The following is a 23,617-nucleotide window of genomic DNA, read 5'->3' on the forward strand; positions in this document are numbered from 1 at the left end:
GCGCTGACTACGACATTGAGTCTCCAGCCCGCGCCAGCCGGGCAGGCTGACGCAGGCGGAGTGTTGACTCAGCTCGGCACGTGGCCGAACAGCTCCTGGGCGAAGCGCACGCGCTCTTCGACGCTCTCCTGACGGCCGTCTTTGGCCAACTGCTCCAGGTGCGCCTCGACTGCGTGGGTACGCAGGGTCAGGCCGCAGTCGTTGGCGATCTGGATGTTCAGGCCGGGGCGGGCGTTGAGTTCGAGGATCAATGGGCCCTTGTCCTGGTCCAGGACCATGTCGACGCCGATGTAGCCCAGGCCGCACAGCTCGTAGCAGCCGGCGGCAAGCTTCATGAAGCCGTCCCAGTTCGGCAGTTGCACGCCGTCCACCGCGTTGGTGGTGTCCGGATGCTTGCTGATGATGTTGTTCAGCCAGGTGCCGCGCAGGGTCACGCCGGTAGCCAGGTCCACGCCGACGCCAATGGCGCCCTGGTGCAGGTTGGCCTTGCCGCCGGACTGGCGGGTCGGCAAACGCAGCATGGCCATCACCGGGTAGCCCATCAGCACGATGATGCGGATGTCCGGCACGCCTTCGTAGCTGATGCTCTTGAAGATCTGGTCCGGGGTGACCCGGTACTCGATCAGTGCGCGGTCGCGGTGACCGCCCAGGGAGTAGAGGCCGGTGAGAATGCTGGAGATCTGGTGCTCGATTTCCTCGTGGCTGATGATCTTGCCCGAGACCGTGCGATAACGGTCTTCGAAGCGATCGGCAACCACCAGGATGCCGTCACCGCCGGCACCCTGGGCAGGCTTGACGACAAAGTCGCTGCGCCCGCCGATGATTTCCCCGAGCTTGTCGATCTCTTTCTCGGTGGAGATGATCCCGTACATTTCCGGCACATGGATACCGGCCTGGATCGCACGCTCCTTGGTGATGATCTTGTCGTCGACGATCGGGTACAAGTGGCGCTTGTTGTACTTGAGGACGTAGTCCGCATTGCGCCGGTTGATACCCATGATGCCCCGGGCCTCCAGGGCTTTCCAGGTTTTCCAGAGACCGAACATCAGGCGTCAGCCTTCACGAAAGCCTTGAAGCGCACCAGCTCCGTCAGGCGGTAGCCGCGGTAGCGGCCCATCGCCAGCATGAAGCCGACCAGTACCAGCAGCACCGCCGGGAAGGTGAAGACGAAGTACACCAGCTCCGGCACGCTCATCAGCAGGTGCGCCAGGGAGGCGGCGAACAGGGTGCCGATCGCCACTTTCATGGCATGGCCGCCACCGCGTTCTTCCCAGGTGATCGACAGACGCTCGATGGTCATGGTCAGGATCACCATCGGGAACAGCGCCACCGACAGGCCGCGTTCCAGGCCCAGCTTGTGGCTGAACAGGCTGATCGCGGCGATCAGCACCACGACGAAGGTCAGCACCACCGACAGGCGCGGCAGCATCTGCAATTTAAGGTGTTCGAGGTAGGAGCGTAGCGACAGCCCGAGCGCGGTAATCACCGTGAACAGGATGATGCCGAAGCCCAGCTGGGTTTCGCGGAAGGCCAGGGCGATCAGCACCGGGGTGAAGGTACCCAGGGTCTGGATGCCGATCAGGTTGCGCAGCACCAGGATCACCAGTACGCCGATCGGGATCATCACCATGATCATGAAGGTCTGCTGGGTCTGCAGCGGCAGGCCGTACAGCGAGTATTCGAGGAAGTCGGCGTCGGTGTTCTCGTCGGTCAGCTTGGCCAGGCGAATGGCGTTCATTTCGCTGTTGTTGAGGCTGAAGCTGACGTTGGCTTTCTTGCCGCCATCGACGGTGATCAGGTTGTCATCGCCGGTCCACCACAGCAGGCGGTCGGCCGGCAGGCCTTGCTCGCCGGTGTCCGGGTTGAAGTACAGCCAGTCGGTGCCGTTGAAACTGCGCAGCCACAGTTCCGGGGTTTGCGGCTGGTCGGCGACCAGGCGGATGGTGTGGACCTTCTCGACCGGTACGTGGGCGATGGACAGTAGCAGGTCGATGACCTTGGCCTTGTTCAGCGACGAGGTGTCGCCGGCCAGCAGCAGCTTGACGTTGTCGTCGTTGAGGTTGTTGACCCGCTTGATGGTTTCGCCGACGAAAGTTTCGACGTCGGCCGAATGCTGGCGAATAGGTGCCATCAGGGCTTCGGCGGCGATCTTCTCGGGGCCTTCGACGGCCAGGCTGTCACGGAAGGTCGGGCCCTTGATCTTGGCCTTTTCGGTACTGTAGCGCTTGGTCAGCACCAGGCGGTAGTAGAGGGTCTGGTTGCCGTTGGCGCGGCGTGCCGACCAGGTCACCTTGCGGTTGCCGTCGACGCGGTTGACGCTGACGCCATAGTTATTGGAGATGAAGCTCTCGTTGAGGCTCACGTAGTCGCGGCTCAGCGGTGGTACGAACATCTGGACCTTGACCGGGTCCTTGGGGCTGGCGACGAACTCGACCTTGGCGTCGATGTTCCACAGGTCATCGGTTTCATCCTCGGTCACCGGAATGCCGAGAAAGAAGATCTGATAGGCCGTGACCAGGATGCCCAGTAGCACCAGGACGGTAATCAGGACTTTCAGATGGAGGGTAAGAGAGCGCATCAGGATTACTCTGCGGTGTGAGCGTCAGTGGCGCAGGCGGGTTTGCCGGCAGCGTATTTAAGGCTTGGATCGACCAGCGCGTCGAAGTGCTTGAGGGCCTCGGAGCCGATCAGCAGCGGATACTGGAACGCGCTGCGGTCGGTCAGGTTCACTTCGATGCTGCGCAGGGCCGTACCCATGCAGATGTTCATGGCAATCACCGGACGGGCGGTATAGGCCTTGCCTTCGTCCGGGTCGTAATCACCGGCGCGTCGCTTGATCTTGCTGACGCGGGCCAGTGGTCGTTCTATCGGATGCGAGTGGGCAGCGTCAATTGCCAGGTAGAAGCGCACCCAGGACTCACCGTTGCGCTTGAAGCGCTTGATGTCGCGGGCACTGAGCGAGGCGGTCTTGGCCCCGGTGTCGAGTTTGGCTGCCACTTCCAGGTCGATATCGGCCAGGCGGGCGTATTCATTAAGGCCGTACACGGTCTTTTCCGCGGCCTGGCCCAGGGCCGGCAACAGACAGAGGCTGAACAACAGTGGGAGGGGCGTAAGTCTCATAAATCCTGGCGCGGTGCTGTGCGATGTTCGGGTCAAGGCCACTGGCAGTACTGCGCAAGCTTCCTCGTTTACCTGGCACCTGCATGAACAGATGACAGACACACTATTCGTGCCCCGTCGGGAGGCGCGGCATTCTATCACGCTGGTGTGCTGGCGCCAGCGGCTGCACTCAGACAACAGCGGGGACCTTGAAGTTCGCTCTTAGACGATTGTCGACAATGTTGATTTTGTCTTTGACTATTCATGCTGGTTTGGCTAGTTTTGCCCTCATTGATTTATGAGGTGTCGACAATATGCTGGACACAGCCCAAGCCCCCGGCACAGTGGCAGACGACAGCGAAACCCTCTCGGAAAACGTCTTCCGGCGTATCCAGGCGGCTATCGTCAAAGGCGAGATCGCCCCCGGCAGCAAGATCTCCGAGCCTGAGCTGGCGCGCACCTACGGCATTAGCCGCGGGCCGCTGCGCGAGGCGATCCACCGCCTGGAAGGCCAGCGCCTGCTGGTGCGCGTGCCCCATGTCGGGGCACGGGTGGTGTCGCTCAGCCATGCCGAGCTGATCGAGCTGTACGAGATTCGCGAGTCCCTCGAAGGCATGGCCTGCCGCCTGGCCGCCGAGCGTATGAGCGTAGCCGAGATCGACGAGCTGCGCCGGGTGCTCGACACCCACGAGCGCGACGCCACCTTCCAGGCCGGCCTTGGCTATTACCAGCAGGAAGGCGATTTCGACTTCCATTACCGGATCATCCAGGGCAGCGGCAACCGCACCCTGGTGCAGATGCTCTGCGGCGAGCTGTATCAGCTGGTGCGCATGTATCGCATCCAGTTCTCCGCCACGCCCAACCGGCCACGCCAGGCGTTCGGCGAACACCACCGGATTCTCGATGCCATCGCCGACCGTGACGGTGAACTGGCCGAGCTCTTGATGCGCCGTCACATCGGCGCCTCCAAACGCAACATCGAGCGTCACTATCTGGACGCTACCAGCCCACGAGGTGAGTCATGAGTCAGAAAAGCAGTCCCGGCCAGCGCTTTCGCGATGCAGTTGCCGCCGAACACCCGTTGCAGGTGGTCGGTGCGATCAACGCCAACCACGCGCTGCTGGCCCAGCGTGCCGGTTTCAAGGCCATCTACCTGTCCGGTGGCGGCGTGGCCGCAGGCTCGCTGGGCCTGCCTGACCTGGGCATCAGCGGCCTGGACGACGTGCTGACCGACGTACGGCGCATCACCGACGTCTGCGACCTGCCGCTGCTGGTGGACGTCGATACCGGTTTTGGCTCCTCGGCGTTCAACGTTGCGCGTACCGTCAAGTCGATGATCAAGTTCGGCGCCGCCGCCATTCATATCGAAGACCAGGTCGGTGCCAAGCGCTGCGGCCACCGCCCGAACAAGGAAATCGTCTCCCAGCAGGAGATGGTCGACCGCATCAAGGCCGCCGTCGACGCCCGTACCGACGACAGCTTCGTGATCATGGCGCGTACCGACGCGCTGGCCGTCGAAGGCCTGGAAGCGGCCCTGGACCGCGCCGCCGCCTGCATCGAGGCCGGTGCCGACATGGTCTTCCCGGAAGCCATCACCGAGCTTTCGATGTACAAGACCTTCGCCGACCGGGTCAAAGCCCCGATCCTGGCCAACATCACCGAGTTCGGCGCCACGCCGCTGTACACCACCGAAGAACTGGCTTCGGTCGATGTCTCGCTGGTGCTCTACCCGCTGTCGGCCTTCCGCGCCATGAACAAGGCTGCCGAAAACGTCTACACCGCGCTGCGTCGCGACGGCACGCAGAAAAACGTCATCGACACCATGCAGACTCGCATGGAGCTGTACGACGCCATCAACTACCACGTGTTCGAGCAGAAGCTCGACGCACTGTTCGCCCAGAAAAAGGGCTGAATGCCCGAACCTGTAGGAGCGGGCTTGCCCCGCGATTAGCCAAGATTCCATAACAATTTCAAAAGTGGAGAAAGACATGGCCGAAGCAAAAGTACTCAGCGGTGCCGGCCTGCGTGGTCAAGTGGCCGGGCAAACCGCACTGTCGACCGTAGGGCTGGCCGGTGCCGGCCTGACCTATCGCGGTTATGACGTGCGCGACCTGGCCGAGCACGCGCTGTTTGAAGAAGTCGCCTACCTGCTGCTGTACGGCGAGCTGCCGAGCAAGGCGCAGCTGGCCGAGTACCAGCACAAGCTCAAGGCCCTGCGTGACCTGCCGCAAGCCCTGAAAGAAGTGCTCGAACGCATTCCGGCGAATGCTCACCCGATGGACGTCATGCGCACCGGTTGCTCGGTGCTCGGCACCCTGGAGCCGGAGCTGACCTTCGACCTGCAGCACGACAAGACCGACCGCCTGCTGGCGCTGTTCCCGGCGGTAATGTGCTACTGGTACCGCTTCACCCACGATGGCGTGCGCATCGACTGCACCAGCGATGAAGACACCATTGGCGGCCACTTCCTGCACCTGCTGCACGGCAAGAAGCCGAGCGAGCTGCACGTCAAGGTGATGAACGTCTCGCTGATCCTCTACGCCGAGCACGAGTTCAACGCCTCGACCTTCACCGCGCGGGTCTGTGCCTCGACCCTGTCCGATCTGTATTCCTGCGTCACCGCGGCCATCGGCTCGCTGCGCGGCCCGTTGCATGGCGGCGCCAACGAAGCGGCGATGGAGCTGATCGAGCGCTTCCAGAGCCCGCAGGAAGCGGTCACCGAGCTGCTGCAGATGCTGGCGCGCAAGGACAAGATCATGGGCTTCGGCCATGCGATCTACAAAGAGTCCGACCCGCGTAACGAAGTGATCAAGGCCTGGTCGAAGAAGCTGGCCGATGAGGTGGGCGACACTGTGCTGTACCCGGTGTCCGAAGCCATCGACAAGACCATGTGGGAGCAGAAGAAGCTGTTCCCCAACGCCGACTTCTACCATGCCTCGGCGTACCACTTCATGGGCATCCCGACCAAGCTGTTCACCCCGATCTTCGTCTGCTCGCGCCTGACCGGCTGGGCGGCGCATGTATTCGAGCAGCGTGCCAACAACCGCATCATCCGCCCGAGCGCCGAGTACACCGGCGTCGAACAGCGCAAGTTCGTGCCAATCGAACAACGCTGAGACTGGCTCACTGGGCCAGCACTGGAGCTTGTGCTGTTGTGGGAGCCGGCCTTGCCGGCGATGGAATCGACGCGGTGTCAGGTGCATCGCGCTGGCTGCATCGCTGGCAAAGCCAGCTCCCACAGGGTTCCGGGCTGGCCGCTGTGCCACCGACCTTACCGTGATTGAGTCCCTGTGCCATGAATAGTGAATTCCGCAAGAACCTGCCGGGCACTGGCCTGGATTATTTCGACGCCCGCGCGGCGGTCGATGCGATCAAGCCCGGCGCCTATGACCGTCTTCCTTATACCTCCCGCGTACTGGCGGAAAACCTGGTGCGCCGCTGCGATCCGGCCAGCCTCAATGCCTCGCTGGGCCAACTGATCGAGCGCAAGCGCGACCTCGACTTCCCCTGGTTCCCGGCCCGCGTGGTGTGCCACGACATCCTTGGCCAGACCGCGCTGGTCGACCTCGCCGGCCTGCGCGACGCCATCGCCGAAGGTGGCGGTGACCCGGCCCAGGTCAACCCGGTGGTGCCGGTGCAGCTGATCGTCGACCACTCCCTGGCGGTGGAATGCGGTGGTTTCGACCCGCAGGCGTTCGAGAAGAACCGCGCCATCGAAGACCGCCGCAACGAAGACCGTTTCCACTTCATCAACTGGACCAAGAAGGCGTTCAAGAACGTCGACGTGATCCAGCCAGGCAACGGCATCATGCACCAGATCAACCTGGAGAAGATGTCGCCGGTGATCCATGCCGAGCGCGGTGTGGCCTACCCGGACACCTGTGTCGGCACCGACAGCCACACCCCGCATGTCGATGCCCTGGGCGTGATCGCCATCGGCGTCGGCGGCCTTGAAGCCGAGAACGTCATGCTCGGCCGCGCCTCGTGGATGCGCCTGCCGGAGATCGTCGGCGTCGAGCTCTCGGGCAAGCCGCAGCCGGGCATCACCGCCACTGACGTGGTGCTGGCCCTGACCGAATTCCTGCGCAAGGAAAAGGTGGTTGGCGCCTACCTGGAATTCTACGGCGAAGGTGCTCGCGCCCTGACCCTGGGCGACCGCGCGACCATCTCCAACATGGCTCCGGAATACGGCGCCACCGCGGCGATGTTCTCCATCGACCAGCAGACCATCGACTACCTCAAGCTCACCGGCCGTGAAGACGAGCAGGTCAAGCTGGTGGAAACCTACGCCAAGGTCGCCGGCCTGTGGTCCGACAGCCTGGCCAACGCCGAGTACGAGCGGGTGCTGCGCTTCGACCTGTCCAGCGTGGTGCGCAACATGGCCGGGCCATCCAACCCCCACGCCCGGGTCGCCACCAGCGACCTGTCGAGCAAAGGCATTGCCGGCCAGTGGGACGAAGTGCCGGGGCAAATGCCCGATGGCGCGGTGATCATTGCTGCGATCACCAGCTGCACCAACACCAGCAACCCGCGCAACGTGATTGCCGCCGGTTTGCTCGCACGCAACGCCAACAAGCTTGGCCTGGTGCGCAAGCCGTGGGTGAAATCGTCGCTGGCACCGGGCTCGAAAACCGTGGCCCTGTACCTGAAAGAGGCGGGCCTGGATGACGAGCTGGAGCAGCTCGGTTTCGGCATCGTCGCCTTTGCCTGCACCACCTGCAACGGTATGTCCGGTGCGCTTGATCCGGTCATCCAGCAAGAGATCATCGATCGCGACCTGTACGCCACCGCCGTGCTCTCGGGCAACCGCAACTTCGACGGTCGTATCCACCCGTACGCCAAGCAGGCGTTCCTGGCATCGCCGCCGCTGGTGGTGGCCTATGCGATTGCCGGCACCATCCGCTTCGACATCGAGAAGGACGTGCTGGGCGTGGTCGATGGCAAGGAAATCCGCCTGAAAGACATCTGGCCAAGCGACGAAGAGATCGACGCGGTGGTCAAGGCGGCGGTCAAGCCCGAGCAGTTCCGCCAGGTGTACATCCCGATGTTCGCCGTGCAGGAAGACACCGGACCCAAGGTCACCCCGCTGTACGACTGGCGCCCGATGAGCACCTACATCCGCCGCCCGCCGTACTGGGAAGGCGCCCTGGCCGGCGAGCGCACGCTCAAGGGCATGCGCCCGCTGGCGGTGCTGCCGGACAACATCACCACCGACCACCTGTCGCCGTCCAACGCCATCATGCTCGACAGTGCGGCCGGTGAGTACCTGGCGAAAATGGGCCTGCCGGAGGAGGACTTCAACTCCTACGCGACCCACCGTGGCGACCACCTGACCGCGCAACGCGCAACCTTCGCCAACCCCAAACTGTTCAACGAAATGGTCCAGGAAGGCGGCAAGGTCAAGCAGGGTTCGCTGGCGCGCATCGAGCCGGAAGGCAAGGTCACCCGTATGTGGGAAGCGATCGAAACCTACATGCAGCGCAAGCAGCCGCTGATCATCGTTGCCGGTGCCGACTACGGCCAGGGCTCGTCCCGTGACTGGGCGGCCAAGGGCGTGCGCCTGGCCGGTGTCGAGGCCATCGTCGCCGAAGGCTTCGAGCGAATCCACCGCACCAACCTGGTGGGCATGGGCGTGTTGCCGCTGGAGTTCAAGCCGGGCGTCAACCGCAAGACCCTGGGCATCGACGGCACCGAAACCTTCGACGTGCTCGGCCAGCGCACCCCGCGGGCGACCCTGACCCTGGTTGTCACCCGGGCCAACGGCGAACGTGTCGAAGTGCCGGTGACCTGCCGCCTGGATACCGCCGAAGAAGTGTCGATCTACGAAGCCGGCGGGGTGCTGCAGCGCTTTGCCCAGGACTTCCTCGAATCGGCGGTAGCGGTTTGATGGGTTGAGGTACAGGCAACTTGCCCTCTGTGGGAGCTGGCTTGCCAGCGATGCCGGCACCGCGCAGTGCATAGACCGCGTCGATGCCATCGCCGGCAAGCCGGCTCCCACAGGGAAGGTGAATAGCCTGAAGATTGCTGAACGACAACAGGACAAGACCCCCATGGCTCACGTACCCCAGATCAAAATCCCCGCCACCTACATCCGTGGCGGCACCAGCAAGGGCGTTTTCTTCCGCCTCGACGACCTGCCGGAAAGCGCGCAGATCCCGGGCCCGGCCCGCGACGCGCTGCTGCTGCGGGTGATCGGCAGCCCCGACCCCTACGGCAAGCAGATCGACGGCATGGGCGGCGCAACGTCCAGCACCAGCAAAACCGTGATCCTTTCGCGCAGCATCAAGCCCGAGCACGATGTCGACTACCTGTTCGGCCAGGTCTCGATCGACACCGCGTTCGTCGACTGGAGCGGCAACTGCGGCAACCTCTCGGCAGCCGTCGGCTCGTTCGCCATCAGCGCCGGCCTGGTCGACAGCAGCCGCATCCCGCACAACGGCATGGCCGTGGTGCGCATCTGGCAGGCCAATATCGGCAAGACCATCATTGCCCATGTGCCGATCACCAATGGCGAAGTCCAGGAAACCGGCGACTTCGAACTGGACGGCGTAACCTTTCCGGCCGCCGAGGTGCAGCTCGAGTTCATGGACCCGGCCGCCGATGAAGACGGCGAGGGCGGCTCGATGTTCCCCACCGGCAACCTGGTCGACGACCTGGTGGTACCCGGTGTCGGCACGCTGAAGGCCACGCTGATCAATGCCGGCATTCCGACCATCTTCATCCAGGCCGAAGCCATCGGTTACACCGGCACCGAGCTGCAGGACGCGATCAACAGCGACCCGCAAGCCCTGGCCCGTTTCGAGACCATCCGTGCCTATGGCGCGGTGCGCATGGGCCTGATCGAGCATGTCGACGAAGCCGCCAAGCGCCAGCACACACCGAAAGTCGCCTTTGTCGCGCCACCGGAGGCCTATCAGTCATCCAGCGGTAAAGCCGTGGCCGCCAGCGACGTTGATCTATTGGTAAGGGCGCTGTCCATGGGCAAGTTGCACCACGCCATGATGGGCACTGCCGCCGTGGCCATCGGTACTGCCGCGGCAGTGCCTGGCACCCTGGTCAACCTCGCCGCCGGTGGTGGCGAGCGCACGGCCGTACGTTTCGGTCACCCCTCGGGCACCCTGCGCGTTGGCGCCGAAGCCCGGCAGGTGAACGGTGAGTGGACTGTCACCAAAGCAATCATGAGCCGTAGCGCTCGCGTACTGATGGAGGGCTGGGTACGGGTACCCGGTGATGCCTTCTAACCAGTAGCGGCGCTTGGCTCCCTGTTACCTACGTCAACAGAGAGATGTGAGATGAGTGCCAACGTTGATCTGAACAACCGCCCCGATTATGACCGGGTGCTGCAGGACATCGCTGATTACGTCCTGGGCTTCAAGGCCGAATCGCCGGAGGCGCTGGACACGGCGCGCAACTGCCTGATGGATACCCTGGGCTGCGGCCTGCTGGCGTTGCGCTTCCCCGAATGCACCAAGCACCTGGGGCCGCTGGTGGAGGGGACCGTGGTGCCGTTCGGCGCGCGGGTGCCGGGTACCAGCTACCGCCTGGACCCGGTCAAGGCCGCTTGGGACATCGGTTGTATCGTCCGTTGGCTCGACTACAACGACACCTGGCTGGCCGCCGAGTGGGGGCATCCCTCGGACAACCTCGGCGGCATCCTGGCCGTGGCCGATCACCTCTCGCAAAAACGTGTGGCCAATGGCGAAGCGCCCTTGAGCATGCGCGTGGTGCTTGAGGCGATGATCATGGCCCACGAGATCCAGGGTGTAATTGCCCTGGAAAACTCCTTCAACCGCGTCGGGCTGGACCATGTGCTGCTGGTCAAGGTCGCCTCGACGGCCGTGTGCGCCAAGCTCATGGGCGCCAATCGCGAACAGCTGCTGGCGGCACTTTCCCATGCCTTCGTCGACGGCCAGGCGCTGCGTACTTATCGCCATGCGCCGAATGCCGGCTCGCGCAAGTCCTGGGCGGCGGGCGATGCTTCCAGCCGCGGCGTGCGCCTGGCCGATATCGCCCTGCGTGGCGAGATGGGTATTCCCGGGGTACTGAGCGCGCCGCAGTGGGGCTTTTATGATGTGCTGTTCAGTCACACCAACAAGGACCTGGCGCTCAAGCCTGAAGACAAGCGCGCCTTCAGCCTGACGCAGAAATACGCCAGCTACGTGATGGAAAACGTGCTGTTCAAGATCAGCTTCCCTGCCGAATTCCATGCCCAGACTGCCTGTGAGGCGGCGGTGATTCTGCACCCGCAGGTGCGCAACCGCCTGCATGAAATCGAGCGTATTGTCATTACCACCCATGAATCGGCGATCCGCATCATCTCCAAGGTCGGCACCCTGGCCAATGCCGCCGACCGCGATCACTGCCTCCAGTACATGACCGCCGTGCCGCTGATTTTCGGCAACCTGGTGGCCGAACAATACGAAGATGATTTCCATGCCGCGCACCCGATCATCGACCGCCTGCGCGAGAAGATGGATATCGTCGAAGAGCCGCGTTATACCCGTGAATACCTGGAGGCCGACAAGCGTTCGATCGCCAATGCCGTGCAGGTGTTTTTCAATGACGGTTCGAGCACCGAGCAGGTGGTGGTGGAGTACCCGATTGGCCATCGTCGCCGTCGGGCCGAGGGGATCCCATTGCTGGAAGAGAAGTTCAAGGCCAACCTGGCGACGCGTTTTACCGGGCAGCGCAGCGCCGAGATCTTTGCCTTGTGCAAAGACCAGGCGGCGCTTGAGGCGACGGCGGTGCAGCGGTTTGTGGATTTGTTCGTGATCTGAAGGGCCTCATCGCCGGCAACGCCGGCTCCCACAGTGGTCCTGTGTAGACATTCCCTGTGGGAGCTGGCCTTGCTAGCGATGGCCTGCAAAGCAGGCCCAATAAAAAGCCCCGCCAATTGGCGGGGCTTTTTTTCACGCTAAGTCAGCTTACGCTTGAACAACCGGGATCTTGGCGTTCGCAGCCGCTTCACGGAACTCGGCGATCTGGTCGAAGCTCAGGTAGCGGTAAACGTCGGCAGCCATGCTGTCGATGTTCTTCGCGTACTCCATGTACTCTTCGACGGTTGGCAGCTTGCCCAGGATCGAGGCAACAGCGGCCAGCTCGGCAGACGCCAGGTAGACGTTGGCACCATCGCCCAGACGGTTCGGGAAGTTACGGGTCGAAGTCGACACAACGGTCGAGTTCGCTGCAACACGTGCCTGGTTACCCATGCACAGCGAGCAGCCCGGCATTTCCATGCGCGCGCCAGCCTTGCCGTAGATGCCGTAGTAGCCTTCTTCGGTCAGCTGGTGAGCGTCCATCTTGGTTGGCGGCGACAGCCACAGACGGGTCGGGATCGAGCCTTTGACCTTGTCCAGCAGCTTGCCGGCAGCGCGGAAGTGACCAATGTTGGTCATGCACGAACCGATGAACACTTCGTCGATCTTCTCGCCCTGTACGGAGGAGAGCAGACGGGCGTCGTCCGGGTCGTTCGGGGCGCAGAGCACAGGCTCTTTGACGTCGGCCAGGTCGATCTCGATGATCTCGGCGTATTCGGCGTCCTTGTCGGCAGCCAGCAGCTGCGGGTTGGCCAGCCAGGCTTCCATCGCTTGGGCGCGACGTTCCATGGTGCGGGCATCGCCGTAGCCTTCGCTGATCATCCAGCGCAGCAGGGTGATGTTCGACTTCAGGTACTCGGCAACGGCTTTTTCTGGCAGCTTGATGGTGCAACCGGCAGCCGAACGTTCAGCCGAGGCGTCGGACAGTTCGAACGCTTGCTCGACGGTCAGCTCGTCCAGGCCTTCGATTTCCAGGATGCGGCCGGAGAAGGCGTTGATCTTGCCTTTCTTCTCGACGGTCAGCAGGCCTTTCTGGATGCCGTAGTAAGGGATGGCGTGGACCAGGTCACGCAGGGTGATGCCCGGTTGCAGTTTGCCCTTGAAGCGCACCAGTACCGACTCCGGCATGTCCAGCGGCATGACGCCGGTGGCAGCGGCGAAGGCGACCAGGCCGGAACCGGCCGGGAACGAGATGCCGATCGGGAAGCGGGTGTGCGAGTCACCACCGGTACCGACGGTGTCCGGCAGCAGCATGCGGTTCAGCCAGCTGTGGATGATGCCGTCGCCTGGACGCAGGGACACGCCGCCACGGGTGCGGATGAAATCCGGCAGGGTGTGGTGGGTGGTGACGTCGATCGGCTTCGGATAGGCCGCGGTGTGGCAGAACGACTGCATGACCAGGTCGGCGGAGAAGCCCAGGCACGCCAGGTCTTTCAGCTCGTCGCGGGTCATCGGGCCAGTGGTGTCCTGGGAGCCGACGGTGGTCATCTTCGGTTCGCAGTAGGTGCCTGGACGCACGCCTTTGCCTTCCGGCAGGCCGCAGGCTTTACCGACCATCTTCTGTGCCAGGGTGTAGCCCTTGCCGGTGTCGACAGGTGCTTCAGGCAGCTTGAACAGGTCGGTTGGGCCCAGGCCCAGCTCGGCACGGGCTTTCTCGGTCAGGCCACGGCCGACGATCAGCGGGATACGGCCGCCAGCGCGGACTTCGTCGAGCAGCACCGGGGTCTTCAGTTCGAAGGTGGTGATGACGTCTTCGGTGCCGTGCTTGCAGACTTTGCCGGCGTGCGGGTACACGTCGATGACGTCGCCCATGTTCAGGTTCGACACGTCGAACTCGATCGGCAGGGCGCCGGCGTCTTCCATGGTGTTGTAGAAGATCGGGGCGATTTTCGAGCCGAAGCAGAAGCCGCCAGCACGCTTGTTCGGTACGTACGGGATGTCGTCGCCGAAGAACCACAGTACCGAGTTGGTCGCGGACTTACGCGAAGAACCGGTACCGACCACGTCACCGACGTAGGCAACCGGGAAGCCCTTGGCTTTGACTTCTTCGATCTGCTTGAGCGGGCCGATGGCGCCTTGTTGCTCAGGCACGATGCCGTCACGGGCCATTTTCAGCATGGCCAGGGCGTGCAGCGGGATGTCAGGGCGCGACCAGGCGTCCGGGGCAGGGGACAGGTCGTCGGTGTTGGTTTCGCCAGGGACCTTGAACACGGTCAGGCTGTACTTGTCAGCGATGGCTGGCTTGCTGGTGAACCACTCACCGGCGGCCCAGGAATCCAGCACGGCCTTGGCGTGGGCATTGCCCGCCTTGGCTTTTTCGGCGACGTCGTGGAACGCATCGAACATCAGCAGGGTGTGCTTGAGCTGTTCGGCGGCGACAGGGGCCAGTTCGGCGTTGTCCAGCAGCTCGACCATGGTGGCGATGTTGTAGCCGCCCTGCATGGTGCCCAGCAGCTCAACGGCGCGCTTCTTGTCGATCAGCGGGGAGTTGGCTTCGCCTTTGGCGACGGCGGAAAGGAAACCGGCCTTGACGTAGGCGGCTTCGTCCACTCCTGGTGGAACGCGGTTGGTGATCAGGTCGACGAGGACTGCTTCTTCGCCAGCAGGGGGATTCTTCAGCAGCTCGACCAGGCCTGCGGTTTGTTCGGCGTTAAGCGGCTGGGGCACGATACCCTGGGCGGCACGCTCTTCGATGTGTTTGCGGTAGGCTTCAAGCACAGTTATTACCCTCATCAGTGGTCCCAAATGGGTGTCCGGGACGCTCATCCAGAAATTCCGGCACCCGTGCGCAATACGGCTTCTTGGGCCGCGTAGCCAGGGTTGCAGGAAATCCTTACAGAAGCTGCTTTCAAAGTTTTACGCCTGTAGAACGGAGGCTGATGAGGGCTGGCGCGGGACATGCGCTTGACGAATATCCCGGGCCAACGCCGTTCTACCGGATGAACTGTGCTCGTGACGCTTTGAAAACAGCTTCTAACGGACATTGCTGCCTTAAAAAGGCCGGATGATTCTACGGTAAAAAGTCGATAAAGGTAAGGCGCGCTGGATGACTTTAGCGGGTGACCCTCGTTAGACAAAGGGCTAACATGGCAGCCTGTTCCACCGCCAAACTGTCGATTTTTTCATGTCCAATCAGTCAATTAAAACGCCTTGTGTCGGCCTCTGCTCCACGGTTTACGGGGACTTGGTGTGCCGTGGCTGCAAGCGTTTTCACCATGAAGTGATCAACTGGAACGGCTACAACGAAGACGAAAAGCGTGCGGTGTGGCTGCGCCTGGAGCAATTGCTGGTGCAGGTCATGGTGGCCAAACTTGAAGTCTTTGATGCCACGCGCCTGCGCGAGCAACTGGAGCTGCGCAAGATCCGCTTCGTGCCGCACCAGTCCGAATATTGCTGGGCGTATCAACTGATTGCCCGCGGGGCGCGGGTGATCCGTGAGCTGGAGGCTTACGGCATGGTGTTGTTGCCGGAGTTTCGTGACTGGGAACTGCCCGAGTTGCGCGATGCCATTGATCGGGAATTCTTCTTGCTGTCCGAGGCCCATTACCAGCGCTATATCGCGCCGGGGTTTCTCAAGGATGCCTTGGGCTAAAAGCCGGGGCTGCTTTGCAGCCCATCGCTGGCAAGCCAGCTCCCACAAGATCAGTGCATGCAGTCCCTGTGGGAGCTGGCTTGCCAGCGATGAGGCCCTCAGCTTCTGGCCAGTTCCGTCAGGTGCACCTTAACTTCCTCGGTCTTGAGCACCAGCACATCGCACTCCAGCGCATCCAGCACCACCTCGGCGGTGTTGCCGATCAGCGCGCCGGAAATCCCGGTACGGGCCACGGTACCGATCACCGTCACCACCGCGTCGTACTTGCTCGCCGTATAGGGGATCAGCACATCCGCCGGGCCTTCGGCGACATGCAGGTGCTCATCGCTGATGTCGAACTCGGCCTGGAACGCCGCGCATTCCTCGCGGTACTTGCGTTCGATGGTGTCCTTGAGCTGGTACACCGGGTCTGCCGCTGACAGCATCGGCGACGGATGGGCGCTGATCACATGCAGCTCGCCCTTGGCCAGGCTGGTAATCGCGTAGCCATGGTCGATGATGCTGGTGTGCAGCAGGCGATGGGCCTCGTCGTGGTTGCCGACATCCACCGCGGCGAGGATCACTCCGCCAGTCCACGGCCGCTCGGTCTTGACCATCAGCACCGCGCACGGGCACTGGCGCAGCAGCTTCCAGTCGCTGGGGGTGAGCAGGGCGCGCTTGAGCGGGTTGTCCGGGCGATGTTCCTTGATCACCAGCTCGCAGCCTTCGGCCTGCTGCACGTCGATGATCGACTCGTGCAGGGAGTCGTGCCAGGCCTGCTCATGGGTCACGTTATCGTAGCCGTCATCATGCAGCTGGCTGGCCAGCAGGCTGAGCAGCGCGCTGTGGTCCTGTCTCTTGTCGCACATCAGCAGGTGCAGGCGCGCGCCGGTGACCCCGGCGATCAGTTTGGCCCGGGTCAGCGCCCGGCTGTGCGCGTGTTCGGGATCAAGTACCACCAGGATGCTGCGTACTTCTAGCATGAGCGTGAACTCCCTTCATAAATGGCGGCCAATGCCTGACTATAGTCGGCGCCAACTGCAATGGGCGTTGATATGTATCAAGCATAGTTCACTGGTGATCGGCGCTGCTGCCGGTATAATCGCCGGTCTTGCCGTTTGCCCTGCCTGTTTGTGAGCCTATGTCCCTTATTCCCGAAATCGAAGCCTTCCTTGGTTGCCGTACCCCTGACGCCTGGGTCCAGGCGGCGCTTGCCGACCAGGAGACCCTGCTGATCGATCACAAGAACTGCGAGTTCAAGGCCGCCAGCACCGCGCTGAGCTTGATGGCCAAGTACAACACGCACCTGGATCTGATCAACATGATGTCGCGCCTGGCCCGTGAAGAGCTGGTGCACCACGAGCAGGTGCTGCGCCTGATGAAACGGCGCAAGATTGCCCTGCGTCCGTTGTCGGCCGGGCGCTATGCCTCGGGCCTGCGCCGGGTGGTGCGGACCCATGAGCCGGTGAAGCTGGTGGACACCCTGGTCGTCGGTGCCTTTATTGAAGCGCGCAGTTGCGAGCGCTTTGCCGCACTGGTGCCGCACCTGGACGAAGAGCTGGGCAAGTTCTATCACGGCCTGCTCAACAGCGAGGCGCGGCATTACCAGGGTTACCTGAAGCTCGCCCATCAGTACGGTGATGCGGCGGATATCGAACGGGTGGTGGAGAAGGTCAGGGCGGTCGAGGCCGAACTGATCAGCAGCCCGGATGAAGAGTTTCGCTTTCACAGTGGCGTGCCTGCCTGACTGACCTGCTTTGAATGGGGGCTGCCTTGCAGCCCATCGCTGGCAACGCCAGCTCCCACAATAGTGCTGCGTGCACTGAACCACTGTGGGAGCAGGCGTTGCCGGCGATGGGCTGCGACGCAGCCCCTTTTGTCGTGAAAATAATAAGCAAGCTAATTAATGCCTTGACGTTAGCTGCCTAAGCAGTAACATTGTGTAACTTACTGCCTAAGCAGGTATCTCCGTCCATGCAGCATTACACCCCGGAAAACTTCCAGAACTGCACCCTCGGCATGCTTCTGGGTCGCGCCGCGCTGGTCAAAGACCGCATCATCGACAGCCACATGCAGCCCTACGGCGTTACCGCTGCGCAGTTCAAGGTGCTGATCATCGTCGCCCAGTACGGCGTCGACACCCCGGCCGAGCTGTGCCGCTACCTGTCGGTAGACAGCGGTTCGATGACGCGCATGCTCGACCGTCTCGAACAGAAAGACCTGATCATCCGCCGCCGTTGCCCTGACGACCGTCGGCAAATTCGTCTGGAACTGAGCGAGGACGGCCAGAAGCTCGCCGACCAGTTGCCGCAGATCGGCGCAGCAGCGATGAACGAGCTGGTGGGCGTGCTCGAGCCGAGCGAGCTGGCTACCCTCGAAGCCATCCTGACCAAGGTGCTGCTGGCTTCCGGCGACACCCTGACGGCCATGCGTGTAGGTGCCAAATGAGCGCCAGACCCTTGCGTGCCGGCCTGAGCCTGCTGGTGCTGGCCCTGACCCTGGCCGGTTGCGCCAGCTATCGTGGCCTGCACACCGAAGCCAGCAGCATTAACGCTGCAGGGTTGAACGCCGCGCAGACCCTGAGCGGCATCAAACTCTCGCCCGCCGCCTGGCCGAAAAGCGACTGGTGGACCCAGTTGGGCGATCCACAGCTCGACGGCCTGATCCGTGAAGCCCTGCAGGACAGCCCTGATATGCAGATCGCCAGCGCCCGTGCCCACCAGGCCAGCGCCGCGGCCTATGCCGCCGATGCTGCACGCATGCCGACCCTGGATGCCGAGGCCAGCGTCAGCCGTTCGCGCCTGGCTCGCGACCAGGACCCGAGCGGGCAGGGTGGCAGCTACTCGACCCTGCGCAGCCTCGGTGTCGACTTCAATTACACCTTCGACCTCTGGGGCGGCCAGCGTGATGCCTGGGAAGCTGCCCTGGGCGAAGCCCGCGCCGCCGAGATCGACCGCCAGACCGCGAGCCTGACCCTCGCTGCCGATGTCGCCCGCGCCTACAGCCAGCTGGGCCAGGCCTATATCGTCCACGACCTGACCCAGGACGACCTCAAGCGCACCCGGCAGATGCTCGAACTGGGCCAGCGCCGCCTGGCCTCGGGCATCGACAGTACCTACCAGTACCAGCAGACCGAAAGCCTGGCGGCCAGCTCCGAAGAGCAGGCGATCAACGCCGGGAAACAACTGCGCAGCGCCCAGATCGCCCTGGCGGTACTGCTTGGCAAAGGCCCGGATCGCGGTGGCCAGATCAGCCGCCCGGCCGTGCTCAAGCCTGGCGCCGTGGCCTTGCCTTCAGCCTTGCCGGCCGAGCTGCTCGGGCGTCGCCCGGACCTGGTGGCCGCACGCTGGCGGGTCGAGGCGGCAAGCAAGGAGATCGACGCCAGCAAGACCCGCTTCTACCCCAACCTCAACCTCAGTGCCGCCGCTGGCACCCAGGCGCTGTTGGGCGATGCGATCTTCGGTGCGCCGAGCCGCTTCTTCAATATTGCCCCGGCGGTGTCGCTGCCGATCTTCGATGGAGGCCGCCTGCGCGCCGACCTCGATGCCCGCGACGCCGACTACGACCTGGCCGTGGCCCAGTACAACAAACGCCTGGTCAGTGCCCTCGGCGAGGTCAGCGACAGCATTGACCAGTTGCATGCCCTGGGCCGGCAGATCGTCGCCAAGCAGCACGCCACCGACATCGCCCAGCAGTCCTATGACACGGTGATGCAGCGCTACGGCTCCGGCATCGGCAACTACCTCGATGTACTCAGCGTCGAGCAGCAGCTGCTCCAGGCCCAGCGCCAACTGGCCGAGCTCAATGCCGAACAGATCGACATGTCGATCCAGCTGATGCAAGCCCTGGGTGGTGGTTTCCAGGGCGACACCCAGGCAGCCGCGCTGCCTTCGACTTCACGTATTCACTAAGCCAAGGAATTAGCAATGGCCACTACTTCTTCTGCGGATGACACCACGCAGGACCTCGACAACCAGCGCAAGCGCAAGACCTGGCTGCTGGCCCTTGCGCTGCTGATCGTCGTCGCTGGCGGCGCGGTCTGGGCCTGGCACGAGCTCTACGGGCGCTGGAGCGAAGAGACCGACGATGCCTATGTAAACGGCAACGTGGTGGAAATCACTCCGCTGGTTACCGGCACCGTAGTCAGCATCGGCGCTGACGATGGCGACCTGGTCCATGAAGGCCAGGTGCTGCTCGAATTCGACCCCAGCGATGCCGAGGTCGGCCTGCAGGCCGCCGAAGCCAAGTTGGCCCGCGCCGTACGCCAGGTGCGCGGCTTGTACAGCAATGTCGACGGCATGAAAGCCCAGGTGGCGGCGCGTCAGGCCGAGCTGAGCAAGGCCCAGGAAAACTTCAATCGACGCAAGACCCTCGCCGCCGGCGGGGCCATCTCCCAGGAGGAGCTGTCCCACGCCCGTGACGACCTGTCGTCGGCGCAGAGTGCGCTGAGCAATGCCAGGCAGCAACTCAACACCACTACTGCGCTGGTCGATGACACCGTGGTGTCGTCGCACCCCGAGGTGATGGCCGCTGCCGCTGAACTGCGCCAGGCCTATCTGAACAACGCCCGCACCACCCTGGTGGCGCCGGTCACGGGCTACGTGGCCAAGCGCACCGTGCAACTGGGCCAGCGCCTGCAGCCGGGCACCGCGACCATGGCGGTGATCCCCCTGGACCAGCTGTGGATCGACGCCAACTTCAAGGAAACCCAGCTGCGCAACATGCGCATTGGCCAGCCTGTGGATATTGTTGCCGACCTGTACGGCAGTGACGTCAAGTACAGCGGCACCATCGACAGCCTCGGCGCCGGTACCGGCAGCGCCTTCGCCCTGCTGCCGGCGCAGAACGCTACCGGCAACTGGATCAAGATCGTCCAGCGGGTGCCGGTGCGCATCCATATCAATGCCGAACAACTGGCCAAGCACCCGCTGCGCATCGGCCTGTCGACCCAGGTCGAAGTCGACCTGCACGACCAGAGCGGCCCGGTCCTGGCCCAGCAGCCGCCGCAGAAGGCTTCGTTCGCCACCCAGGTGTACGACCGTCAGCTGGTCGAGGCCGATACCCTGATCAGCAAGCTGATCCATGACAACAGTGCAGGCTCCAGCAAGACGGCGCAGCGATGAGCGGCAATCAGGCTTCCTTTACACCGCCGAGCCTGTTGCTGACCACCATCGGCCTGTCGCTGGCGACCTTTATGCAGGTGCTCGACACCACCATCGCCAACGTGGCGTTGCCGACCATTTCCGGCAACCTCGGCGTGAGTTCGGAGCAGGGCACCTGGGTCATCACCTCGTTTGCGGTGAGCAATGCCATTGCCTTGCCGCTGACCGGCTGGCTGAGCCGGCGCTTCGGTGAGGTCAAGCTGTTCATCTGGGCCACGCTGCTGTTCGTGCTGGCCTCGTTCCTGTGCGGCATCGCCCAGTCGATGCCTGAGCTGGTCGGCTTTCGCGTGCTCCAGGGGATTGTTGCCGGGCCTCTTTATCCGATGACCCAGACCCTGCTGATCGCGGTCTATCCGCCGGCGAAACGTGGCATGGCACTCGCGCTATTGGCGATGGTCACGGTGGTGGCGCCGATTGCCGGGCCGATTCTCGGTGGCTGGATCACCGACAGCTACAGCTGGCCGTGGATTTTCTTCATCAACGTGCCGATCGGCCTGTTCGCGGCTGTCGTGGTGCGCCAGCAGATGCGCAGCCGCCCGGTCAGCACCAGCCGTCAGCCGATGGACTATATCGGCCTGTTGAGCCTGATCATCGGCGTCGGGGCCTTGCAGATCGTGCTGGACAAGGGCAATGACCTGGACTGGTTCGAGTCGAATTTCATCGTCATCGGCAGCCTGATCTCGGTGGTGTTCCTAGCGGTGTTCATCATCTGGGAACTGACCGACAAGCACCCGGTGGTCAACCTGCGCCTGTTCGTGCACCGCAACTTTCGCATCGGCACCATCGTGCTGGTCGGCGGTTATGCCGGGTTCTTCGGCATCAACCTGATCCTGCCGCAGTGGCTGCAGACGCAGATGGGCTACACCGCCACCTGGGCGGGCCTGGCGGTGGCGCCGATCGGCCTGTTGCCGGTGCTGATGTCGCCGTTTGTCGGCAAGTACGCGCACAAGTTCGACCTGCGCTTGCTGGCGGGGCTGGCATTCCTGGCGATTGGCACCAGTTGCTTCATGCGCGCCGGCTTTACCAACGAAGTCGACTTTCAGCACATCGCCCTGGTGCAGTTGTTCATGGGTATCGGTGTGGCGCTGTTCTTCATGCCGACCTTGAGCATCCTGCTTTCCGACCTGCCGCCGCACCAGATTGCCGATGGCTCGGGGCTGGCGACTTTCCTGCGGACCCTGGGCGGCAGTTTTGCCGCGTCGCTGACTACCTGGATCTGGATTCGCCGGGCGGACCAGCATCATGCCTACCTCAGCGAGAACATCAGCACCTTTGATCCGGCCACCCGTGAGGCGCTGAACCAGCTGGGCGGGGCGAACGGGCAATCGTATGCGCAGCTGGAGCGAATGCTCAGCAGTCAGGCGTACATGATGTCGACGGTGGATTACTTCACCCTGATGGGCTGGATTTTCGCTGGCCTGGTTCTGTTGGTATGGCTGGCCAAGCCGCCGTTCGCGGCCAAGGCCGGGCCGGCGTCGGCGGGGCATTGAAGTAAAAGCATCGCCGGCAAGGCCGGCTCCCACAGGAACTGTATGCACAGGCCCCTTGTGGGAGCTGGCCTTGCCAGCGATAAGGCCCGCAGGGCCTTCAATCAGGGAAAAGCAAAAGGCTGCAGTTGAAACCCTTGCTCATCCACCTGCAACGCCCAGCCTTGCCGGTCCCAATCCCCCAGCACGATACGCCGCGCCGGTTGATCGCCGACCACCAGCTTGTGAATCGCCGGGCGATGGGTATGCCCATGCACCAGGGTGCGCACGCCGAACTGCTGCATGATCCGCGGCACTTCCTCCGCGGTCACATCGACAATGTCGTTGGCCTTCATCCGCGTCTGCGCTCGGCTTTCGCTGCGCAGCTTGCGCGCAAGCTTCTGGCGGGTGCTCAGCGGCAGGTGCCGGAGAATCCACAGGCTCAGCGGATTGCGCAGGTAACGGCGCATTTTCATGTAGGCCAGGTCGCGGGTGCACAGGCTGTCGCCGTGCATCAGCAACACCGGCTCACCGCCCATCTCGACCACGCTGGGGTCAGCCAGCAGGGTGCAGCCCGCGGCCTTGCAAAAGGCCTGGCCAAGCAGGAAGTCGCGGTTACCGTGCATCAGGAAGACCTGCGTGCCGCTGTCGCTCAAGGCGCGCAGGGCTTGGCAGATCGAGGCCTGGAAGGGCGTCATGGCGTCGTCGCCGATCCACGCCTCGAAGAAATCACCGAGGATGTACAGCGCCTCGGCGTGCCGCGCACGACCGTCAAGCAGATCAACAAACGCCCGGGTAATGTCCGGGCGTTCTTCTTGCAGGTGCAGATCAGAGATCAGCAGTATCACTCAATGATCTCGGCTTTCTCGATGATCACGTCGTCCTTCGGCACGTCCTGGTGACCGGACTTGGAACCGGTGGCAACGGCTTTGATCTTGTCGACAACGTCGGTGCCTTCGGTAACTTTACCGAACACTGCATAGCCCCAACCCTGCACGTTCTTGCCGCTGTGGTTGAGGAAGCTGTTGTCGGCGACGTTGATGAAGAACTGTGCCGAAGCCGAATGCGGCTCCATGGTGCGGGCCATGGCAATGGTGTACTTGTCGTTGCTCAGACCGTTGTCGGCTTCGTTCTGGATGCTTGGACGCTTGTCTTTCTTCTCTTTCATGCCTGGCTCGAAACCGCCGCCCTGGATCATGAAGTTACCAATGACGCGGTGGAATACAGTGTTGCTGTAGTGGCCAGCGTTAACGTATTCGATGAAGTTGGCCACGGTGATCGGGGCTTTCTCGGCGTTCAGTTCGATGACGATGTCGCCGTGATTGGTAGTCAATTTGACTTGGGTCATGCTCAAATTCTCGCTATTCAAGGCATTGGAAAATAGTTCGCGCAGTATCGCGATACACACCTGACGCACAGTCTACAGCCCGCGATACGTGGTTCGCGGCAGTTTTTTTGCATTCGCCGGCGAATATCGCGCCAGTTTGTCGGCGCGATGCTGTC

19 protein-coding genes are annotated in these 23,617 nt (G+C 62.9%); 12 read left to right on the top strand and 7 right to left on the bottom strand.

Annotation, left to right across the window (positions count from 1 at the left end):
* Positions 1–68 precede the first annotated feature (68 nt).
* Genes ABM562_RS02530 through rloA form a run of 3 tightly spaced genes read right to left on the bottom strand, consistent with a single transcriptional unit; the run spans position 69 to position 3,120 of the window.
* Positions 69–1,046 (bottom strand): alpha-L-glutamate ligase-like protein, encoded by a 978-nt coding sequence (locus ABM562_RS02530; protein WP_115086188.1) that lies wholly within the window; start codon positions 1,044–1,046, stop codon positions 69–71.
* On the bottom strand, positions 1,046–2,578 hold the full coding sequence (gene rloB, locus ABM562_RS02535) for an osmotic stress tolerance membrane protein RloB (RefSeq protein ID WP_115086189.1): 1,533 nt from the start codon (positions 2,576–2,578) through the stop codon (positions 1,046–1,048). The genes ABM562_RS02530 and rloB overlap by 1 nt, the downstream gene beginning before the upstream one ends.
* Positions 2,579–2,583: 5 nt before the next feature.
* A complete protein-coding gene (gene rloA / locus ABM562_RS02540; RefSeq protein WP_026001282.1) occupies positions 2,584–3,120 on the bottom strand; it encodes a retropepsin-like aspartic peptidase RloA in 537 nt (178 codons plus the stop codon).
* Positions 3,121–3,413: 293 nt separating this feature from the next.
* Between rloA and ABM562_RS02545 the strand changes: the two genes are divergently transcribed.
* The 6 genes from ABM562_RS02545 to prpD all read left to right on the top strand — a co-directional run bounded on the left by ABM562_RS02545 (position 3,414) and on the right by prpD (position 11,876).
* Entirely contained in the window at positions 3,414–4,124 is a 711-nt protein-coding gene (locus ABM562_RS02545) for a GntR family transcriptional regulator (protein WP_460420696.1), read from the top strand.
* Positions 4,121–5,011: a methylisocitrate lyase gene (gene prpB, locus ABM562_RS02550; RefSeq protein WP_010222526.1), complete on the top strand. Its 891-nt coding sequence runs from the start codon at positions 4,121–4,123 to the stop codon at positions 5,009–5,011. The genes ABM562_RS02545 and prpB overlap by 4 nt, the downstream gene beginning before the upstream one ends.
* Positions 5,012–5,087: 76 nt before the next feature.
* Complete coding sequence (gene prpC, locus ABM562_RS02555) at positions 5,088–6,215, top strand: bifunctional 2-methylcitrate synthase/citrate synthase (protein WP_115086190.1); 1,128 nt, start codon at positions 5,088–5,090, stop codon at positions 6,213–6,215.
* Between the two features lie 179 nt (positions 6,216–6,394).
* Positions 6,395–8,986 carry a Fe/S-dependent 2-methylisocitrate dehydratase AcnD gene (gene acnD / locus ABM562_RS02560; protein ID WP_134061973.1) on the top strand — a complete coding sequence of 864 codons (2,592 nt, stop codon included), beginning with the start codon at positions 6,395–6,397 and terminating at the stop codon, positions 8,984–8,986.
* A gap of 163 nt (positions 8,987–9,149) precedes the next feature.
* Positions 9,150–10,340, top strand: coding sequence for a 2-methylaconitate cis-trans isomerase PrpF (gene prpF / locus ABM562_RS02565; protein ID WP_346617952.1), 1,191 nt, complete (start codon positions 9,150–9,152; stop codon positions 10,338–10,340).
* A gap of 51 nt (positions 10,341–10,391) precedes the next feature.
* Positions 10,392–11,876 carry a 2-methylcitrate dehydratase gene (gene prpD / locus ABM562_RS02570; protein WP_460420699.1) on the top strand — a complete coding sequence of 495 codons (1,485 nt, stop codon included), beginning with the start codon at positions 10,392–10,394 and terminating at the stop codon, positions 11,874–11,876.
* A 147-nt stretch (positions 11,877–12,023) separates the two neighbouring features.
* Here the strand turns inward: prpD and acnB are convergent, their stop codons facing one another.
* Complete coding sequence (acnB, locus tag ABM562_RS02575) at positions 12,024–14,633, bottom strand: bifunctional aconitate hydratase 2/2-methylisocitrate dehydratase (protein WP_166675671.1); 2,610 nt, start codon at positions 14,631–14,633, stop codon at positions 12,024–12,026.
* A 406-nt stretch (positions 14,634–15,039) separates the two neighbouring features.
* Here acnB and ABM562_RS02580 point away from each other — a divergent pair, with 406 nt between their 5' ends.
* Positions 15,040–15,507 (top strand): DUF1289 domain-containing protein, encoded by a 468-nt coding sequence (locus ABM562_RS02580; protein WP_134061979.1) that lies wholly within the window; start codon positions 15,040–15,042, stop codon positions 15,505–15,507.
* 98 nt (positions 15,508–15,605) lie between these two features.
* On the opposite strand, the gene ABM562_RS02585 is transcribed toward ABM562_RS02580, so the two are convergent.
* The gene (locus ABM562_RS02585) at positions 15,606–16,469 is read right to left on the bottom strand and encodes a universal stress protein (RefSeq protein WP_115086197.1); all 864 of its coding nucleotides are present in this window, start codon (positions 16,467–16,469) and stop codon (positions 15,606–15,608) included.
* 158 nt (positions 16,470–16,627) lie between these two features.
* Here ABM562_RS02585 and ABM562_RS02590 point away from each other — a divergent pair, with 158 nt between their 5' ends.
* The 5 genes from ABM562_RS02590 to ABM562_RS02610 all read left to right on the top strand — a co-directional run bounded on the left by ABM562_RS02590 (position 16,628) and on the right by ABM562_RS02610 (position 22,138).
* Positions 16,628–17,233, top strand: a complete 606-nt coding sequence (locus ABM562_RS02590; protein WP_115086198.1) for a MiaE family protein — start codon at positions 16,628–16,630, stop codon at positions 17,231–17,233.
* A gap of 227 nt (positions 17,234–17,460) precedes the next feature.
* Positions 17,461–17,934, top strand: a complete 474-nt coding sequence (locus tag ABM562_RS02595) for a MarR family winged helix-turn-helix transcriptional regulator (RefSeq protein ID WP_115086199.1) — start codon at positions 17,461–17,463, stop codon at positions 17,932–17,934.
* Positions 17,931–19,397, top strand: a complete 1,467-nt coding sequence (locus tag ABM562_RS02600) for an efflux transporter outer membrane subunit (protein ID WP_460420702.1) — start codon at positions 17,931–17,933, stop codon at positions 19,395–19,397. The genes ABM562_RS02595 and ABM562_RS02600 overlap by 4 nt, the downstream gene beginning before the upstream one ends.
* Positions 19,398–19,412: 15 nt before the next feature.
* Entirely contained in the window at positions 19,413–20,609 is a 1,197-nt protein-coding gene (locus tag ABM562_RS02605) for an HlyD family secretion protein (RefSeq protein WP_115086201.1), read from the top strand.
* On the top strand, positions 20,606–22,138 hold the full coding sequence (locus ABM562_RS02610) for a DHA2 family efflux MFS transporter permease subunit (protein ID WP_115086202.1): 1,533 nt from the start codon (positions 20,606–20,608) through the stop codon (positions 22,136–22,138). The genes ABM562_RS02605 and ABM562_RS02610 overlap by 4 nt, the downstream gene beginning before the upstream one ends.
* Positions 22,139–22,239: 101 nt before the next feature.
* Here ABM562_RS02610 and lpxH read toward each other — a convergent pair whose 3' ends face one another.
* Positions 22,240–22,962, bottom strand: a complete 723-nt coding sequence (lpxH, locus tag ABM562_RS02615) for a UDP-2,3-diacylglucosamine diphosphatase (RefSeq protein ID WP_134061987.1) — start codon at positions 22,960–22,962, stop codon at positions 22,240–22,242.
* Positions 22,959–23,462, bottom strand: a complete 504-nt coding sequence (locus ABM562_RS02620) for a peptidylprolyl isomerase (RefSeq protein ID WP_115086203.1) — start codon at positions 23,460–23,462, stop codon at positions 22,959–22,961. Before ABM562_RS02620 ends, lpxH begins: the two co-directional genes overlap by 4 nt.
* Between the last annotated feature and the right edge of the window lie 155 nt (positions 23,463–23,617).

The sequence above is a fragment of the Pseudomonas sp. ZL2 genome (assembly GCF_054788455.1).